This window comes from Cohnella sp. SGD-V74 (assembly GCF_003001675.1).
Lineage (GTDB): Bacteria > Bacillota > Bacilli > Paenibacillales > Paenibacillaceae > Cohnella.
This window is the reverse complement of the sequence record NZ_PVYW01000033.1, coordinates 23621-41984: the sequence shown is the minus strand read 5'-3', so window position 1 is coordinate 41984 and position 18364 is coordinate 23621. Positions and strand designations below refer to the sequence as shown.

At 60.5% G+C, this 18364-nt stretch carries 15 protein-coding genes; all 15 read right to left on the bottom strand.

The features are described from left to right. Positions 1-17: 17 nt before the first annotated feature. On the bottom strand, positions 18-725 hold the full coding sequence (gene lepB / locus B0G52_RS33415; protein WP_094050776.1) for a signal peptidase I: 708 nt from the start codon (positions 723-725) through the stop codon (positions 18-20). A gap of 77 nt (positions 726-802) precedes the next feature. Beyond that, positions 803-1147: a 50S ribosomal protein L19 gene (rplS, locus tag B0G52_RS33410; protein WP_094050775.1), complete on the bottom strand. Its 345-nt coding sequence runs from the start codon at positions 1145-1147 to the stop codon at positions 803-805. A 383-nt stretch (positions 1148-1530) separates the two neighbouring features. Beyond that, positions 1531-4263 (bottom strand): DNRLRE domain-containing protein, encoded by a 2733-nt coding sequence (locus B0G52_RS33405; protein ID WP_094050774.1) that lies wholly within the window; start codon positions 4261-4263, stop codon positions 1531-1533. 224 nt (positions 4264-4487) lie between these two features. Next, positions 4488-5591, bottom strand: a complete 1104-nt coding sequence (locus tag B0G52_RS33400; RefSeq protein WP_158223988.1) for a Gfo/Idh/MocA family protein — start codon at positions 5589-5591, stop codon at positions 4488-4490. Between the two features lie 29 nt (positions 5592-5620). Further along, on the bottom strand, positions 5621-6847 hold the full coding sequence (locus B0G52_RS33395) for a Gfo/Idh/MocA family protein (RefSeq protein WP_094050772.1): 1227 nt from the start codon (positions 6845-6847) through the stop codon (positions 5621-5623). Between the two features lie 63 nt (positions 6848-6910). Then, positions 6911-7939 (bottom strand): alpha/beta hydrolase, encoded by a 1029-nt coding sequence (locus B0G52_RS33390; RefSeq protein WP_094050771.1) that lies wholly within the window; start codon positions 7937-7939, stop codon positions 6911-6913. 17 nt (positions 7940-7956) lie between these two features. After that, positions 7957-9162: an MFS transporter gene (locus B0G52_RS33385; RefSeq protein WP_094050770.1), complete on the bottom strand. Its 1206-nt coding sequence runs from the start codon at positions 9160-9162 to the stop codon at positions 7957-7959. Beyond that, on the bottom strand, positions 9159-10013 hold the full coding sequence (locus B0G52_RS33380; protein WP_094050769.1) for a carbohydrate ABC transporter permease: 855 nt from the start codon (positions 10011-10013) through the stop codon (positions 9159-9161). The genes B0G52_RS33385 and B0G52_RS33380 overlap by 4 nt, the downstream gene beginning before the upstream one ends. Beyond that, entirely contained in the window at positions 10013-10909 is an 897-nt protein-coding gene (locus tag B0G52_RS33375) for a carbohydrate ABC transporter permease (RefSeq protein WP_094050768.1), read from the bottom strand. The genes B0G52_RS33380 and B0G52_RS33375 overlap by 1 nt, the downstream gene beginning before the upstream one ends. A gap of 81 nt (positions 10910-10990) precedes the next feature. Next, entirely contained in the window at positions 10991-12370 is a 1380-nt protein-coding gene (locus B0G52_RS33370; protein WP_094050767.1) for an ABC transporter substrate-binding protein, read from the bottom strand. A 64-nt stretch (positions 12371-12434) separates the two neighbouring features. Beyond that, a complete protein-coding gene (locus B0G52_RS33365) occupies positions 12435-13394 on the bottom strand; it encodes an AraC family transcriptional regulator (protein WP_094050766.1) in 960 nt (319 codons plus the stop codon). 49 nt (positions 13395-13443) lie between these two features. Then, positions 13444-14640, bottom strand: coding sequence for an N-acetylglucosamine-6-phosphate deacetylase (locus tag B0G52_RS33360; RefSeq protein WP_094050765.1), 1197 nt, complete (start codon positions 14638-14640; stop codon positions 13444-13446). Further along, a complete protein-coding gene (locus tag B0G52_RS33355) occupies positions 14637-15374 on the bottom strand; it encodes a 6-phosphogluconolactonase (RefSeq protein WP_094050764.1) in 738 nt (245 codons plus the stop codon). Before B0G52_RS33355 ends, B0G52_RS33360 begins: the two co-directional genes overlap by 4 nt. A gap of 71 nt (positions 15375-15445) precedes the next feature. Further along, positions 15446-16495: a LacI family DNA-binding transcriptional regulator gene (locus B0G52_RS33350; protein WP_094050763.1), complete on the bottom strand. Its 1050-nt coding sequence runs from the start codon at positions 16493-16495 to the stop codon at positions 15446-15448. Positions 16496-17592: 1097 nt separating this feature from the next. Next, positions 17593-18363, bottom strand: coding sequence for a tRNA (guanosine(37)-N1)-methyltransferase TrmD (trmD, locus tag B0G52_RS33345; RefSeq protein WP_094050762.1), 771 nt, complete (start codon positions 18361-18363; stop codon positions 17593-17595). Between the last annotated feature and the right edge of the window lies 1 nt (position 18364).

Genomic DNA, 18364 nt, shown 5'->3' with positions numbered 1-18364 from the left:
GTGAATGCTATAATCGGTTAATGCTTGACCAATTTGAAATCCGGGATCGGCCAGAAAATCAGATCGGCGCGGCCGACGATCTCGTCCATCGAGACGTAGCCGATCATTCGGCTGTCCTCGCTGTTCGGCCGATTGTCGCCCATCACGAACACCGTTCCCTCCGGCACGACACCGTCCGGGAAAGAGCTGTTCGGGAAGTTGGAGCGGTCCCCGTCGTAACGATTGTACAGCACGCCTTGCGAATGGGCTTTATCGTAGGCTTCCTGTAAATAAGTTTCGGCGAGCGGTTCCCCGTTTATGTATACTTGGTCGCCTTCGACCTTGACGGTCTCGCCAGGCAACGCGATTACGCGTTTGATAAAGTCGCGGCCTTCCTGCGGCACGTGGAACACGATCACTTCCCCGCGCTTCGGCTCGCGAATGTCGTAGATGATTTTGTTGACGATAATCCGCTCGCGGTCCCAGAAATTCGGCTCCATGGACGGTCCGTCGACGATAAAAGGACTGACGAGAAACCAGCGGATGACGAACACGAGAACGCCGGCGATCGCAAGCGCCTTGATCCACTCCAGCAGCTCGTTGCCCGGCCGCTTCGCGTCTTTGCTATTCCGGTTCGCTTCGGAAGAGGCGCCCGTTCCGTCGCCGCGAACCGCGCGGTCGTCCGCAGCCGAGTTCGCGTCCAGCTCGGCCGATTCGTTTGGTTTGGAATTGTTATTGTGGTCCATTCGTAATCGCCTCTAGCTTTCTGGAATACATGCAAAAAGGAGGACTTGAACGTCGCCAAGCCCTCCTCTGTCGTCCATTATCGAATTTCCTTGATACGTGCTGCCTTACCGCGCAGGTTGCGCAGGTAGTACAGTTTCGCGCGGCGAACTTTACCGCGGCGAGCCACTTCGATTTTCTCCAGACGCGGGGAATGTACCGGGAAGGCACGTTCTACGCCTACGCCATACGAGATTTTGCGAACCGTGAAGGTTTCGCTGATTCCGCCGCCGCGGCGTTTGATAACGACGCCTTCGAACAGCTGAACGCGCTCGCGGGAACCCTCGACGACTTTCACGTGAACTTTCAGCGTGTCGCCCGGACGGAAGCTAGGGATGTCCTTGCGCAGCTGCTCTTGCGTGATTGCTTGAATCAGATTGCTCATTGCGTGTTCACTCCTTCCCTAACAGACGTTCGTACCCCGCTCCCCGAGTGCCTGGCATCCGGATCTTGGCGTGCAGAGGACCGTCCTACTCGATCAGCGTATCCGCTTCACCCGAAGACGGACACAACATTTCAAATTTTAGCATAACCCTGGGCAAAAAACAACCATTCCGTCCTCTTCTTTTTCAAAACAAATAAGCGCCGCAATTTCCGGCCGACGCCGCTATCCTCATTTTAACGACGTCCCCGCCCATTTATTCTGTCCGCTCCGGTTCGTTCCGCACCATGCCCAACGGCCGACTAGAGCGAACGCCCCCGCTCGGTCCGCCCTGCATCTCCGAAGGAGGCAGGACGTACGCGAGCGGAGGCGCCCGATCACTTCAATTAATGGTAGGTAATCGTCAGCTTAGGCCGATAAGACGCGTTGCCGTATTGGTTGCTCGGCACCTGCTGGATGTTGATCGGACTGCCCGAGGCGGGCCGGATGTACCAGCCTTGGTTCGGCGCGGTTCCGTCGATCCATGCCTGCACGTCGGCTTTGACGTCGGTCGAAGCGTTCCAGCCGCTCCCCGTCGTCATGGCCACCGTGCCCGAAGCGGCAAGCGCGGCGTCCAGCAGCGTGCTGCCCGAAGTCGACGTCCATCCTTTGGTCACCGTATTGCCGCTGCCCGCTCTTCGCGTCCAGGCGGCTCCGTCTTTTAACGTATAATCCGTATTGGCGCCTTCGTCCCATATGCCCAGGCCGTCCGGATCGACAATCCGCCTTAGTTCCAGCGTGCCCGCCGTATACGAATCGGTGCCCGTATTGTACAGCGACAACACCGCCGAATCGATCGTCGCGCCGTTCGGAACGACGCCGGTCAGGTCGAAGTAAAGCAGCACGCCTGTCGCGAAGCCTTCGCGCAAATAATAAGTCGTCGCTTGGCCCGCTCCGTAGTGTCCTTCGTTCGGCGAAGTTTCCCGGATATGGCTCTGATCCTTGCCTCCCGTGTAGCCTCCGACTCCCGCCTGCAGCGTCACCGAATCCGGGTCGGGCGATGGAGTCGGCGTCGGGGTCGGACTTGGCGAAGGCGAAGGCGTCGGCTCTCCATCCTCCGAATACGTCAGCGTCAGCTTAGGCCGCAAAGCCGAGTTGGCGTACTGGTTGCTCGCCACGTCCTGCACGTTGATGCCGCTGCCGTCTCTCGTCCGCAGCAGCCAGCCTTGATTGACGTCCGTGCCTTCGATCCACGTCAGCACGTCGTCGAGCACGTCCGTGGACGTATGCCAGCCGCCGCCGGTGCCCAGGGCGATCGTGCCGCTCGGCGGAGTCGCGACGGCATCCATCGGCGTGCTGCCGGATACGTTCGTCCAGCCGGTCGTCACCGTATTTTCCGTACCGGCGCGCCTTGTCCAAGCCGCTCCGTCCTTCTCCGTGTAATCGTCGCTGCTGCCTTCGACCCACGGTCCGAGATCGTCGGGATCGACGATCCGGTACATGTCGAGCGTGCCGCCGGAATACGCCGCGGTTCCTTCGCTATACAGCGACAACGTCGCCGATTCCAGCACCGCCCCTTCCGGCAATACGTCGTCCAAGTCGAAGGAGATCAGCACGTTCGTCGGAAAACCGCCGTCCCGCAAATAGTACACGGGAGCTTGCCCCGTACCGTAGTGGCCTTCGTTTGGCGAAGTTTCCCTTAGGTGGCTCTGGTTTTTGCCGCCCTCATAACCGTTTACGCCCATTTGCAGCGTAATCGTTCCCGGTTCCGGCGACGGAGTCGGGCTCGGCGTCGGAGTTGGCGTCGGCGAAGGGCTTGAAGTCGGAGACGGCTCAGGCCCGGTGCCCGCCTCCGGAATATCTCCCGGTTCCAGGCGAATCATATAGGCATCGATATTCGTGCCCGACGACGTCTCCCAGTTGGAGTTGAACAGTATTTTCGTAAAATCCCGGTTAACCGTCGCATGCGGCTCCGTATCGTATCCCGCGTACGTGAACACGTGGTGATGCGCGAGATTGTAGATGCGGGGACTGGCCTTGAGCTCGACGGCGAAAATTTTCTTGTTGAACCACTGCGGCGACGCATTCTCTCCCCCGTAAGTGGAGATAAGCGCCCAGCCCGGGTGATCGTACGCTTTGCCCGATACGTGCAGCGCCGTCGTCTGGCCGCCCACGTAGGTCGAGAAGAGCACCGTTTTCTCCCCCGTCCGCAAATTCACCATGAAGACGTCGCCCGAGTTCGACTGGTAGTCAATCGAGACGTAGACATCGTCCCCGTTCGCGTCGATCGCCAGATCGGAATGCTCGCTCTTGTGGTGCAGCGTGCGGACCGGCGTGCTCAGGTCGTTCCGCGCGTAAGCGACCGTACCCGACGCGTCGTCGCCGGACGTGACGAAGTAGTCTCCCGAAGGACTCATGCTGACATGGTCCGGCTTCACGCCGTTCGTGCTTCTGGTCGACAGAATCGTGTCCGTCTGCAGGTCGTACGTAAATACGCCAAGGCTTTGCCAGCTGGCGTTGTCCACCTGGAAGCCCCAATACCGTCCGTCCGCCGAAGGAGAGCCTTCGCTGCGGGTCGATACGTGAGCCGCTCCCGTCCACGGCAATCTGCCGGCGAAGTTCGCCGCTACGGTCGTCGTGCCCGTAGAAATATCGAGCCGGTTCAGCACAAGCCCGCCTTGATTCGGAACGTAGTAAATGATGTCCGGATCGGTCGGACTCCATTGCGGCTCCGCGGCCCCTGCCAAGTAAGGCAGCTTCTGCAGCTTCGCGTACGTGTCGGCATCGTACGAATACCAGAAGCCGTCCAGCGCCTTCACAAGATACTTGGAATTGTCCTGATTAAACGCCGGTCTGCGGGAATAGTCGTTGCGAACGAAGACCGGATTGTTCTGCACGTTCACGATGCCGTCCGCAAGGTAATCCGTCGCCCTGACGACCGTCGTCTGGTAGATCGGATCGGTGTACGGCACTCCTTTGACCGGCTTCGTCATCGACGACGGCTGCTGATTGTCGTAACCCTCGATCAGGGTCGTCGAAGCGTAAGACCGTTGCATAACGAAAAACAGCGCGACGAGCATCGCGCCTGCCAGCAGAGCGGCCAGCGCCCGCTTGGCCGGTTGAGACATTGAACCGTTCATGTTTCAAGCCTCCTTTGTCATTTTGCTTGCCCGTTCCCAAATACACCCTTCATCGGCGACAGCCCCTCCCCCTGGGGGCGCAGTGTCAAATCCCTCCTTCCAGGCTGCAAAATTCGGCTTCGGCGCATGTTGTCGACTTTCTTATGTTCGCGCGCTTCCCCCGTGACTTTATCGTACGGCTGCCGCCCCTCTCCCTTCCTCCGTCATCTTCTTGTTTTCTCCCGCTATTTTATCGTTTTCATCAGCCGATGCAGCCCATCCGTCGTATAACAGGCGTCATCCCGGCCGATCGGCAGCCGCACCTCCGCCCCCGTCGCCGCGGACTTGTAGATCGCCGTCACGGCTTCGATCGTCCGGCGCACGGACAGCCCTCCGGTGATCGGCTCCCGGTCCTCGCGGATAGCGGCGAACAGATCGCGGATCGGACCGGCGAAGCCTTCCGTGACTTCTTCAGCAGCCAGCGCGTATGCGTCCGCGGCTTGCGCCAGCTCAACCTCTGCCGCGGCGTCCCGCATCGGGTAGCCCGCATCGTTTTGCGCGTATGCGGCAAAGGAGAGCGGATAGCGAACCATCCTGCTGCGTCCCGAAATTTCCAGCGAGCTGCCGTCGACAGGATGCGTCGTCGTGCAGACGAATTGGGCGAGCGCGCCGCACGTGAATTTGAGCGAAGCGGCCGCGGCGTCCTCCGTCTCGATCCGGTTGCCGAGCGTGGCCATATTCGCCCTGACCGCCGACAGTTCGCCGAGCGTCCAGAGCAGCACGTCCAGCGTGTGGATGCCGAGGTTCATCAGGACGCCCCCGCGCTCCCGCTCCCATGTGCCGCGCCACGGCTTGCCGTAATATCGCTCGCCGCGCCAATGATGATTGGCCGCCGAAGCGAACAGCGGCTCGCCGATCGCGCCAGAGGCGACCAGGTGGCGGATTTGCCGGACAGACAGCTCGAAGCGCGTCTGCAGCATGACGGCCAGCTTCCGGTTATACTTGGCCGCCGCCTCCAGCATGGCGTCGCATTCCTCCAGCGAAGCCGCCAGCGGCTTCTCCGCCATCACGTGCTTACCCGCGGCCAGCGCGGCCACGATGGGAGCCTCGCGCACGTACGGCGGCGTGCAGACGGACACAATGTCGATATCCTCCCGCTCCAGCAGACGACGGTAGTCGGCGAACGTCTCAACTTCCGTTCCGGCCGCCTCGACGAGCCGCCGCGCACGGTCCTCGTCGGTATCGGCAATCGCGACCAACTCGCATTCCTCCGCCAACTCCCCGTACGCCTGAGCATGCATGACGGCGATGTCCCCGGCGCCTATGATGCCGACCCGGAACTTTTTCATCGCGCTTCCCTCCCTCGTATGCTGAACGTTCATACGCTGCCGGCCTGCAGCAAAGTCGGAACGTCGACCGGCCGGCCCGAAGAGATCGAGCGGTTGGCCGCGATGCCGATCAGAATCGACTGCGCGCCTTCCCATGAGCCGGCTTGCTTGCCCAGCGAGTCGGCCTCGCCGCCGACGAACAAGCTCGACTGCAGCCGCTCGTCTCCGCCTCCATGCACGCCTTGCACCTGCGGCAGATGGTAGACGACCGCTTCGCCGCGGCGATTGAACACGCGGATGACGTCGTTCGCGCTGTCCGCGTTAAGGGCATGTTCGTACGATTCGGCTTCCAGCCGTCCCTCCGTGCCGTTAACCGACACCTTCCAGCCTTCGTAAGGACAGAACGCGTTCAGAGAGTAAGACAGCAGCGCTCCGCCTTGATAGCGAACCTGGACGGCCATCGTGTCGTAGGTCGTAATGCCGTCGCCGAACACGCAGCGGTCCCGGTAATAGCCGTCCTCGTCTTCGTTGTCCACGTACAGCCGCCGCAGCTCTTCGTCCGCCGTCACGTCGAAATAAAAATCGCAATCCGTCCGATGCCCGCAAGTCAGGCAGCGCTCTCCCCGCTCCTCGCGCGTCGGCCCGTAGAACACCGTGTCTCCGTAAGCGTGAACCGTGCTCGGCTCGTCCTCCAGCCACCAGTTCACCATGTCGAAATGATGCGTCGACTTGTGCACGAGCAGCCCGCCTCCGTATTCCTGATGGCGATGCCAGCGGCGAAAATAGTCCGCTCCGTGCGACGTGTCCAGCATATACTCCAGGTGCACGCTCAGCACCTTCCCGACCGCGCCTCCTCGGATCAGTTCCTTGACCCGACCGACGTAAGGAATGTAGCGCACGTTAAACGTCACGATCACCTTGCGCCCCGTCTCGCGTTCCGCCTCCAGAATGGCCCGGCATTTCTCCTCGTCCGTCGTCATCGGCTTCTCCGTGATCGCGTCGCAGCCCGCGCGCAGCGCGCGGATAATGTATTCGTGATGGACGCTGTCGATCGTCGTCACGATGACCGCATCGGCCCCGCTCGACGCCAGCATCTCCTCGAAATCCTCGTATACCGGCGCGCCCCCGCACATGTCGCTCATCGTTTTCGCCCGCTTGGCGTTAATGTCGTAGATGCCCGCCAGCTCCGCAACGTCCCGGAAACGGCGGACGAGCGGCAGAGCGAACATATGCAGCGCGCGATGGCCGGCGCCCGCGATGACATATTTCTTGCGCATTGTTGTAACAGCCCCCCGGAGGTTATTGAAAGTTATTGAGGTTGTTGAGGTTGTTGAGGTTGTTCATAGATAAGTTTTGAAAAAGTCGAACGCCTTGTTGCCCGCGAACGCGTGAGGACCGGGGAAGACGTCCGAATCGAGATGGTCGCCCGCCCCCGCCGCTTCGTAAATCCGCTTCACGCCTTCGTAGCCTTTGAGCAGATCCTCGATCCGGAAGCAATCGTCGTAGATCGCCATCTCCACCAGCAGCGGACGCGGCGCGATCAGGCCGGCGATGTCGTGCGTATCGAAGTATTTGAACACCTCGGGGAACACCTGGGAGCCGCAGAAGTTGCCCCGCTCCAGTCCGAAGCCGCGGAACGAATTGATGTAGCCGCTGACGTCGGCCGCCTTGATTCTCGGCTCGATCGCCGCCGTCAACGCCGTCATCGTCCCGCCGTAGCTCAGCCCCATCATGCCGATCCGGCCCGGATCGACTTCCTCTCTCGTCTCCAAATAATCGACGCAGCGCTTCATGTCCCAGATGTTCAGCGTCTGCGGGTAGATGCCGAGAATCGAGCCTTTGACGTAATTGATGTCGCAAGCGTCGCGCCGCCCGAACGTATCGTTGCGCTCGCCGAAGCCGCGCAGCTCGGGCATAATCGTCAGAAATCCCGCCTTGGCCAGCTGCTCCCCGTAGTTATAGTTCATCCGCGCGATCGCCTCGTTGTGCTCGGGCTCGGAGCGAACGCCAGCCACTGGATCTTTGCCCAGCGAGACCGGGTGCCCGTTGCAGCATATAATGGCGGCGTTGGCCCGATTCGCCTGCATGTCCTTCGGCCGCAGCACGACGCACGGCACGGACGCGAACTCCTCCGAGTCGAAGACGACACGCTCGCGGATCAGCTCGCCGTCGGGCACGGCGTACTCCACCTCTGCGGCCAGATCGACCGGCTCCGGGAATTCCCCGAGCAGCTCCAGCAGCTTGGCCAGCGCCTCTTCCCGCCATGCCTGCCACGCCTCCGGTCCCTCTCCCCGAAACGTCATCCGAGGCTGCCACCGCTTCGCACGGTTGATCCAATATTCGGTCATGCCGAAATGTCTGTTCGCCATCGCTGAACCTCTTTTCCTCAATCAAAATAAGTGCCATCCCTATGCTTGCCCATTGCCTTCGCCGATCTCAGCCGTCCGGCGAACCCGGCCGCGGCGCACGCCGACAGCACCAAGGCTGCGCCGAACAGCGCCGTTCGTCCTCCCTCCTCCAGAAGAAAGCCGCCCAGCAGATTGCCGATCATCCCCGAGAACGAATACAACATGACGAACAGCGCCGCCTGCCCCGTCGCCAGCATCCCTTCGGGCAAAATCTCGCGCAAATAGACGGTGACCGCCAAGTAGAGCAGCATCGCTCCGCCGGCGAGCGGCGCCTGAGCGGCCGCTAGCGCGTACAGCGACGAAAAGCTCAGCAGCGCGATCCAGGCGCAGACGTACAGCACAGCCGCCAGCAGCAGCGCGCGATCGGCGCCGTAACGCCGGATGCCCGCCATCCCGAGCAGCAGAAACGGGATTTCGCAAGCCGGCTCCAGCACGGACAAGCCCGCCACGGTCAGTTCGTCCGCCCCCAGCTGCTTGGCGTTCAGGCTCAGGAAGCTCTCGAAGGCCCGCGCCGGAACGGCGGCGAGCACGACGAAAGGCAGCAGCTTCCATATCGACGGATGCCGCAGCACCCGCCCCGCCTGCCGCCAGTCTGCCGCGCCGGCCCGCGGGCGTCTTCGCTCCTTCATGCCGATGGCGAGCGCGGCTCCCGCCGCCAGCGCCGCCCATTGAAAGACGTGCACCGCGGCGAGCCCCGAATCCGACGCGGCCAGTCCCATGCCCGCCGTCAGCAGCACATAGCCGGCGCTGCCCCACAGCCGGTAACGTCCGAAGCCGGCCGTTCCCGCTTCCAGCAGCGTCCAGCTGTCCGTCAGCGGCTGCAGCGACGTCGTGCACAGCCGCACGGCGACCGCGCAAGCCGCGGCCGCCCATATCGCCGCCGAGGCGTACAACCCGCCGAGCAGCAGCCCCGCGCCCAGCAGCAAGGGAGCTAGAATTCGCCGCGACGTGCCGAAGCGGTCGCTCAGCGCCCCCCAGAGCAGCTGGCCGAACAGCCCAACGAGCGAGCCGGCCGCCAGCGTTGCGCCGATCTCCGCCATTCCGAGTCCTTTGGCCTGCAGCGTAAGCGGCAGGTAGACGGAGACGAACGCGAGCGGAGCGGCGACCAGGAAGTGCAGCGCGGGCAATCCGCTTAAGCGACGGGCAGCCTCCGGCTCCCCGCGCTCGGTCGGAGCCGTCTTCATCCCTTCAGCCCCGTCGTGGCAATTCCCTGCATGAAGCGCCGCTGCGCCGCGAAGAAGACAGCCAGCAGCGGAACGACGGACAGCGTCGTCATGGCGATTGCCACGCCGACCTTGCCCGTTCCGGCTTCGTCGAGGAACGTATTGATCGCGACCGGAACGGTGAATTTCTCAATACTGCTCAGGAAGATAAGCGGCGTGAAGAAATCGTTGTACGTCCAAGTAAAGCTAAGAATGACGATCGTAATCAGCACCGGCGAGCAGAGCGGCAAAATAATGCTCCAATAAATACGGAACGTCGAAGCGCCGTCCAGCCGGGCCGATTCGTCCAGATCGAAGGGCAAGCCCATGATGAACTGCCGGATCAGGAAAATATAGAACGCGCCGCCTCCGAAAAACGCGCCGATATAGAGCGCGGCGTACGTATCGATCAGATTCAGGTAATCGAAGATCAGAAACGTAGGCACGAGCGTCACCTGCGTCGGCAGCATCATCGTCGCCAGCAGGGCGACGAACAGCACGTTTTTGCCGAGGAAGCGCAGACGCGCGAACCCGAAGGCGACCAGCGTCGACGTGAAGACGGTGGCGACGACCGACACGATCGTCACATACGCCGTGTTCAGATAGACCCGCGCGAACGTGACGCTTCCCATGAACCGCCAGCCGTCCTTGTAATGCTTAAACGTCCAATCGACCGGCCACCATTCGAACGGAATGCGGAAAATGGCCGAGAGCGGCTTAAAGGAACTGACGACCAGCCAGTAAAGCGGGAACACGAACAGCAAAGACAGCAGCGACAAGACGACGTACAGCGCAACTGTAGCCGCGGCGGAGCGAAACGAGCTGCTTCGCATCAGCGTTTGCCTCCTTTCATCTCGGTCTCATAGAACACCCAGGCGGAGGAAGAACGCAGCGTCAGCAGCGTCAGCAGCAGCACGATCAGGAACAGCACCCAAGCGAGCAGCGACGCATAACCCATGCGGAAAAACTTAAACGCTTCCTCGTACAAATACAGCACGTAGAAATAAGTCGACTGCGCCGGCCCGCCGCGCGTAATGACGAAGCCGTTCGTGAACACCTGCATCGCGTTGATGATGCCGAGAATCAGGTTAAACAAAATGACCGGAGTCAGCAGCGGCAGCGTGATCGAACGGAAGCGCCGCACCGCGCCCGCGCCGTCTACCTTGGCGGATTCGTACAGCTCGCGCGGAATTTGCTGCAGCCCGGCCAGGAAAATCAGCATCGCCGTGCCGAGCACCCAGGCGTTGATGCCGACAAGCGTATACAGCGCGTTGTCCGGACTGTTAAAAAACTTGACGCGGTCCAGCCCGATGCCGGTCAGCAGCGCATTGACGACGCCGCTGTCGCTGAAAATCATTTTCCACATGATCGCCACTCCGATGGAGGAGCTGACGAATGCGGGCAAATAGAACACCGTGCGGTAAAAACCGATTCCTCTGATTTTGACGTTCAGCGCCATCGCGGCGAGCAAAGCCGTGCCCAAGTGGAGCGGAACGGACAGCAGCGCGTACACCGACGTAATGCGCAGCGACTTCCAGAATACGTCGCTGTCCAGCATCTTCCGGACGTTCTCCGTCCCCGTCCATACCGGCGGCTTCAGAAAGCTGAAGTCCGTGAAGGCCAGATAGAGCGACCAGCCTGCGGGAATCAGCATGAACACCAGAAAACCGATGAACCAAGGCCCGATGAACAGATAGCCCTCCAGATGTCTTTTCCACGTTTTACCCATGTGCGGCCAATCCCTTCCGGTATCGTGTACTGGTTATGCGGAGGCGGGGCAGCCCTCTTGCGCTCTGCCCCGCCCGGCAGGTTACTTGGCGGCTTCCTGCAGCTTCTCGTTCATCGTCTTCTCCGCTTCCGCGAGGAAGCCGTCGATATCTACCTGTTTGAACAAGTACTTCTCGAACGCGGTCTGGAACGCGGCGTTCGCGTCCGGAGCGCCCAGCGGCTGCGCGGGCAGCCAGTATTCGTCCGCTCCTTGCTGGGAGCGCTTGACGACGTCCAGCATCTCGCTCTCTACGCCGGTTCCTCCGAACACTTCGGTCGACAGGTATTCGAGCGATTCGGCGACGGCGGGCACGCCCGTCTCCACCTTCAACGTCTTGATCGCGTCTTTGTCGGTCAGCAGGAAGTTGACGAGCAGCAGCGCTTCTTCTTTATGCTTCGTGCGGGCGTCGATGCCCCACAGGCTGGTCGGCACCGGCGGCATGGAGATCTTCGTCCCGCTGCCGTCGAACGTCTTCGGCAGCGTCGCGAAGCCGAGCGGATCTTCGGTCATCGCCACCGTGGACGGAATAACCGATGCGGCCGACAGCGAGGATGCCAGATTGCCTGCGTCGAACCCGATCGTGTCGCTCGAATCGCGCGGAATCGCGTTCTCTTCCCACAGCTTCTCCGTCCAGGTCCAGACGGTTTTGGCCTGATCGGGATGCATGCTCGCCTTCGGCGGATTGGAAGCGCCGTCGATCAGCTCCGCGCCCAGCTGCTTCATGATGAGCGGATACGCTTCCGGCATGTAGAACCAGCCGGAGTCGCCGAACACTTTAGGATTGGCCTGGTGCACCTTCGACCACTTCTCTCCGAGCGACAGCCATGTTTCGTCGTCGGTCGGAACGGGCACCTGGGCTTCTTCGAACACCTTCTTGTTGTAGACGAGCACCGTGGACGTAATGCCCGTCGGCATGCCGATCAGCTTGTCGCCGAACTTGTAGTAAGGAGACTGCATGATCGGGTCCAGCTCGGCCAGCGCCGGGATCAGCTCTTTGTGCTCATAGTAATTCAGCAGCACGTCGCTCTGGCCGAACTGCTGCGTCAGAGCGCGGGAGAACATGAACACGTCGGGCGCGTTATCGGTGCTGAGCTGAACGGTCAGCTTGTCGGCATAGCCGTCGAATCCGGAGAACGTCGGCTTCACCGTAATCCAATCGTATTTCTGCTGGAACAGCTTGAACGCCTCTTGCAGCGCGGCGTGGCGCGTGTCGCCTCCCCACCAGCTGATCTCGAGCGTGACCGGATCCTTCTTCTCGGGACTGGCAGGCTCCTGCGATTGCTGCGACGGAGAAGCGGCGGACGGGGACGGGGAAGACGAGGCTTCGCCCCCCGACTTGGACGAACAAGCGCCCAGGACTGCGGATAACAGGACGAACAGGGCGAGAACCGCCGGCATTGCGAACCGTTTGTTGCTGAACATAGATCAAGACCCCTCTCTTGAATGAAGTGACGTTGGGGCGAACCCCTTGCGTCTGGCTTTCAGTCTACAAAAATCGATATTCGCGTTCTTCTGCAAATCGGTTGCTTAACGATGGTATTTTATCGACTTGCCGGCGGCCGGAGGATACGATTTTGCGCACATGACTGGGAGAGACGCCGACGTTGCACTTGAACAAGCGGTTGAAGTTCGAGAGGTTGTGAAAGCCGCATTCGTAAGCGACGTCGACGATTTTCCGGTCCGAGCTTTCCAGCAGGCGGACGGCGTTCGAAAGCCTGACTTTGATCAGATACTCCATCGGGGATACGCCGAGAGCCTGCTTGAACACCGCGCTGAAGCGGGCGGGGCTTAAGTAGACGCGGTCGCTGAGCGTCTTGAGATCCCATTCCCGGGCGTAATGCCGCTCCATCAGCTCCAGCGCGTCGCGGATTTTCTCGAGCCGCCCTTCCGGCGTGCTGCCCGCCCTTGCGCCTCCGACGACGGAAGCGAGCCTGCGGCAATCCCTCGCGACATAGGCGAGAAATCGCAGCAAGTGAGAGCGCACGACGGAAATATGGGATACCGCCTTATGCTCGTCTTCCTTCTGGAGCGTCAGCAGAATCGCCCGCAGCGTCTCAATCCGGGGATGATTGCGCGAGATCAGATGGCCGTAGTGCACGCCGAGCTCCCGGAACGGGGACAGCAGCGCGGGATCGTATCGGAGATCGGCCAGAAACCAATCCGGACTGAACGTGATGACGAGCATTTGCAGGTTTTCCCGTTCGTACGCGCGATGCAGATCGTTGGCTCCGATAAGCAAAATGTCCCCTTGGCGAAACTCGACCGTTTTGCCGTTAATGTGGTAGTATCCTCTCCCCCGCTTGATCAGATTGATTTCCAGCACGTCGTGCCAATGCAGCCGCCGATACTGGGGAGCGATGCCGGACGACTCCGTGACGAGAATCGGATAATCCGCATCGAGCTTGCAGTCGTCCCTCGGAATTCGCCCCGCCGATGATTCGCTCATACGCAGCACCTCCAAATAGGCTTAACGACTCCGTCTTTGCGCACAATCGTCAACTCCCGCCCGGTCCGCCTTCCGCTTGCCGATAGACCGTCTCCCCGGCCACTACCGTCTCGACGATGCGGACCGACGCGCGTTCCCCGCTTCGCTCGCATTCGAACAGCGTCAGATTGCCCTGAAGGCCGGGCTCAAGACGCCCGAAGTTCTGCCACCCCATCGCCTTGGCCGGGCGTTCGGTCACAAGCGCGATCGCATCCGCCAGCGAATATCGCAGCGGGCCGACCAACGTCTCGATTCCCTTCTCCAGCGTGGACGCGGAGCCGGCAAGAATGCCGGGATCGTCCGCCAAATACAGCCGACCGTCCTCGCGAAGCACGACCCGCTCGCCGATCTCGCCTTCGTACTCCCCGGGCGGCATGCCCGCCAGACTGACGCAGTCGCTGACGACGAATGCCTGCTCCCCCTTGGCGCGCAGCATCGCCTTCAGTGTCGATAGCGGCAGATGGTGCCCGTCGGCAATAAACCCCGCGATCAGGCGCTCATCAGCCAGTTGCTCCCACAAGTAGTTCGGGTGGCGAGGCAGCATTAGATGGCTGCCGTTGCCCAGATGCGTCGACATCGACGCTCCCGCTTCGGCGGCGGAGGCGATCTGCTCGCCGCTCGCGGCGCTGTGCCCGATGCTGGCGACGATACCCCGGCCGGCGAGCTCGCGAACGAACGGAATCGCGCCCTCCCTCTCGGGAGCCAGCGTCACCAGCACGATTCGCCCTCCGGCGCTCCGCTGCAGCCTTTCGAACTCCTCCGCGTCCGGATCGCGGACTTGCCGCGCGTCGTGAGCCCCCCTCGGTCCCCGCTCGCCGGACAAATACGGCCCTTCCATATGAATACCGCCGATCGTCCTTCCGAGCGGCGTCGGCTCCGCAGCCGCTTCCGCGATTGCCGCCATCGCCCGGTTCATCCGTTCGAAGCTGCCGGTAATGACCGTCGGCAGGTAGCGGGTCACTCCTTTCGTCCATAAGTACCGGGTCGTCCGGTCAACGTCCTCCAGCGTCGTCTGCTGCCCGTTGAAGTCACCGCCGTTGGCCCCGTTCACCTGCAAGTCGATCCACCCGGCGCTGATCCAAGGCAAATCTTCTTTCTCTTCCGTGCACGCCACGGACAAAATGACGCCGTCCTCGATCCGCACCTCCACCGCTTGCCCGTTCGCCGCCCTGCCCTGCCAGCAGCCGCTTCCCGTCGCCGCGCTCATGTGCGTATCGGCAGCAGCGACGCCGATTCCGGGTCGAGGAACAGCGACCAGTCGTCATGCCGTTTCAGAATGGTGGCGGGAATATCGGGCGTGATTTCGTTGCCAAGCGCACTTGAAACCGCTTTCGCCTTTGCCGAATGAGGAACGCAGGAAATGATTTTCCGACAGCTCATAATGGCGCTTACCGTCATCGTGATCGCTTGTTCCGGCACCTCCTCCAACGAACCGAACCACCCCTCTCGAACCTGCTGGCGCTTGCACGCTTCGTCCAAAGCGACGATCTTGTACGTCTGCCCCGCTTGAAAATCCGCCGGCGGGTCGTTAAAGGCGATATGCGCGTTCTCGCCGATGCCGATCAACCCGAGATCGAACGGCGCTTTGGCAGCTTCCGCTTCCAGCTTCGCGATGACCGCCTCCGGCTCGCCTTCTCCGTCGACCAGATGCGCGTAGCCGATCGGCACCTTGGAGAGGAAGCGTTCTCGCAAATACCGGCGGAAGCTGGCAGGATGCTCAGCCGGGAGGGCGATGTATTCGTCGAGATGGAACATTTCCACCAGCCGCCAGTCGACGGGCTGCCGAACGAAGCTGTCCAGAAATTGAAACTGCGATGCGCCGGTCGACAGAACGAGCCGGGCCTTTCCCTTGCTCTCGATGCAGGCGTTCAGCCAAGCCGCGGCCGCCTCGGCCGCTCTGGCTCCAAGCTCTTCCGGATTGCTCAAGATGTTGATTTGCAAGCTGTTCACTCCTTGAAATAAACGATAGTAATCGATTGCTGTTTGCTGTAAAAAGATCGTCGCCTCCTTGCTTAAAGGCGGCGAACGGAATTGCGCTCCACCAGCCTGGGCTGCAAAATCAGCTCTCCCGGTTGATTGACTTCGTTGTCCATCCATTCCATCAGCATGCGGCAGGCCATTCGGCCCATCTCGTATTTCGGCTGCTCGATCGTCGTCAGCGCCGGAGATACGATGCCGGCGAAGTCGAGATTGTCGAAGCCGATAACCGAGATGTCCTCGGGCGACCGTACGCCCTGGGTCATCAGCTCGTTCAGCACGCCGAACGCGGTCATGTCGTTGCAAGCGAAGATTGCGGTCGGCCACGGCTTCTTGCGCAGCAGACGCTCCGCCAGCCGTTTGCCGTTCTCGAACTCGCCGATCGTCTGGGAAGCCAGCTCTCCGTCTTCCTGCTTGCCTCGGGAGACGATCAAACGGTCTTCTCCGACCGGCAAGCCGTGCTCCTCCATCGTCTCCAGGAAGCCCTGGTAAATTTGCTTGCGGCTGGGCAGACTGAGCGGAGCGGTCAAATAGGCGATATCGCGGTGTCCTTGGTCGATCAGGTAGCGCGTGCCGATTCTTCCCCCTTTGCGATAATCGAAGTTGATCTGGAAAGCCGAGAAGTCGTCGATCGTCTGGTCGATGGAGACGACCTTCAGACCGCTCTTCATGTAGCTCTTCAGTTCCTCGTTGCCGTCGGAGACGGAAGAGAGGATTACGCCTTTAACCTGCTTCTCGAACAGCGTCGTCAGATGGCTCATCTCCAGCTCCGGGCTTTGCTGCGAGTTGCAGAGCAGCACGTGGTAGCCTTTCTCGCTGGCCACCTCCTCGATTCCCGAGACGACGGCGGAATAGAACGGATTGGTGATCGACGGAATAATGACTCCGATCGTCGACGTCTTGTTCGTCTTCAGCTGCCTTCCGATGCTGTTCGGATGGTAATTCATCTCCCGCGCCGTCTCCCGGATGCGCTTGGCCAGCTCGGCCCGCACGGGATACTTGCTGTTGCTCAGCACGCGGGACACCGTCGCGGCGGAAATGTTCATTCGCTTGGCGATGTCGTATATGGTGGTCGGCTTCTGCAAAGTTCACACTCCCGTTTTGATGATTAGCCCGATTATAACCCGGATTTTTCCGTTTAGCAATCGATTTCTTTATCTATTGCCGGAACAATCGATTTTTCTGTAAGTATCAATAAGCAATCGATTGCTGTATTGTGTATTTTCAATAGAATCCCAGGCAGCCCTCTTGTCTCCTTTCTCCCGTTCCACGCTATCCCCTTCCGTCAGTCCGCCAGCTTCTTCCCGTTCCGCTTTCCACTTCTTTTGTCGCTATCCCCTTCGGTCAGATCTCCCCAGCATCGCACCTCCTCTTCATCCTTTTTGCCGATATCCCTTTCCATCAGTTCGTTCTATCTCTCCCCATTCATTCTCTGCTCCTTTTGCCGCTATCCCCTTTCGTCAGTCCTCCTCAGCATCGCACCTCCCTTTCACGCCTTTTGCCGCTATCCCTTTGAATCAGTTGAAGTCACGTCCAGTTGATCACAGATTGCATCATTCTTCCACAATCATCTATCCTGAACTCACGAAGTCTAGGGACCCTTCCCGATCTGACAGACTGACTCCGGCCTCACGGCTCTAACTGAATCATTGGGATACCCCGCAAGCTGCTGAACACTAATTTACATCCGTGAGGATGATCAACTGAATGAGACGAGATAGCCAGCTTGTTGCTAAACGCGACAACCAGATTTCTGAGCTGTCGGGATACCGACAAATGGAGGATGTAAGACCAACCTGACTAGACGGGATAGCGGCAAAAGAACGGAAAAGGCACTACGTACGTATTCAGAATGTGGCGCAGACAACCTGACTGGACGGGATACCGGCAAAAGAGGCAGAGAACGATACAACCCGCCACCGGATCTCTGCTACATCCTCATTTCACATTGGGCATTCCAAGCCAAAACGTCTTTGGCGTCCTCTGGACGCAAAATCGAATTTTATCGGAGGCGGTTCAGTATAGCGGATTGTGTACTTTGTGAATCACTCAAAAAGCGGCAAAGACGGTTCTGGGATTCGGTTCCCTGTGCCGTCTTTGCCGCTTTTTCGTTATGCCGTATCCTCGTCCGTCTCTCTCGTCCGCGACCGTCTTCGACCGCTGCGACTAAGAATTCTTGCCTTCAGTCGCCGGACGGAGATGCCGCAGCTTCCCTAGCTTGCCTAAGCCACGTCCGCTCCTTCTCCGTCAGCTCCGCCTGTTCCAACAGCTCGGGGCGGCGGGCCAGCGTGCGCTCCAGCGACTGCTGTCTCCGCCACTTCTCGATCTCGGCATGATGGCCGGACAGCAGGGCGTCCGGCACCTTCCAGCCTCTGAACTCCGCCGGCCGCGTATAATGCGGATATTCCAGCAGTCCGTCGCTGAACGAATCGGTGACAGCCGACTGCTCGTTGCCGAGCACGCCCGGCAGCAGCCGGACGACGGCGTCGGTGACGACCATCGCGGGCAACTCCCCGCCGGTCAGCACGTAATCCCCGACCGACAGCTCGTCCGTCACCAGATGCTCTCGAATGCGCTCGTCGTAGCCTTCGTAATGGCCGCATATGAAGATCAGATGCGACTCCTTGGACAACTCCCGAGCGATCTCCTGAGTGAATGGCCGGCCCTGCGGACACATCAAAATAATGCGCGGCTTCCGCGCTTCTTCCCCGTCTTCCGCCTGCCGCTCCAGCACATGCTCGACCGCGCCGAAGATCGGCTCAGCCTTGAGCACCATGCCTCCTCCGCCCCCGTACGGGGTATCGTCGACCGTATTGTGCTTATTGTTGGCGAAATCGCGAAAATTAAGCGTGTTCAGCGACACGATTCCTTTGTCCTGCGCCTTGCCCAGAATGCTCGAGCCGAATACACCCGCGAACATTTCCGGGAACAGCGTAAGTACGTCTATCCGCATG

Excerpts from the sequence above, each read along its gene's own strand:
- B0G52_RS33395 (WP_094050772.1), bottom strand. The coding sequence starts at position 6,847 with ATGCGCAAGAAATATGTCATCGCGGGCGCCGGCCATCGCGCGCTGCAT.
- B0G52_RS33400 (WP_158223988.1), bottom strand. The coding sequence starts at position 5,591 with ATGAAAAAGTTCCGGGTCGGCATCATAGGCGCCGGGGACATCGCCGTC.
- lepB (WP_094050776.1), bottom strand. The coding sequence starts at position 725 with ATGGACCACAATAACAATTCCAAACCAAACGAATCGGCCGAGCTGGAC.
- B0G52_RS33385 (WP_094050770.1), bottom strand. The coding sequence starts at position 9,162 with ATGAAGACGGCTCCGACCGAGCGCGGGGAGCCGGAGGCTGCCCGTCGC.
- B0G52_RS33360 (WP_094050765.1), bottom strand. The coding sequence starts at position 14,640 with ATGAGCGCGGCGACGGGAAGCGGCTGCTGGCAGGGCAGGGCGGCGAAC.
- B0G52_RS33365 (WP_094050766.1), bottom strand. The coding sequence starts at position 13,394 with ATGAGCGAATCATCGGCGGGGCGAATTCCGAGGGACGACTGCAAGCTC.
- trmD (WP_094050762.1), bottom strand. The coding sequence starts at position 18,363 with ATGCGGATAGACGTACTTACGCTGTTCCCGGAAATGTTCGCGGGTGTA.
- B0G52_RS33405 (WP_094050774.1), bottom strand. The coding sequence starts at position 4,263 with ATGAACGGTTCAATGTCTCAACCGGCCAAGCGGGCGCTGGCCGCTCTG.
- B0G52_RS33375 (WP_094050768.1), bottom strand. The coding sequence starts at position 10,909 with ATGGGTAAAACGTGGAAAAGACATCTGGAGGGCTATCTGTTCATCGGG.
- B0G52_RS33370 (WP_094050767.1), bottom strand. The coding sequence starts at position 12,370 with ATGTTCAGCAACAAACGGTTCGCAATGCCGGCGGTTCTCGCCCTGTTC.
- B0G52_RS33390 (WP_094050771.1), bottom strand. The coding sequence starts at position 7,939 with ATGGCGAACAGACATTTCGGCATGACCGAATATTGGATCAACCGTGCG.
- rplS (WP_094050775.1), bottom strand. The coding sequence starts at position 1,147 with ATGAGCAATCTGATTCAAGCAATCACGCAAGAGCAGCTGCGCAAGGAC.
- B0G52_RS33380 (WP_094050769.1), bottom strand. The coding sequence starts at position 10,013 with ATGCGAAGCAGCTCGTTTCGCTCCGCCGCGGCTACAGTTGCGCTGTAC.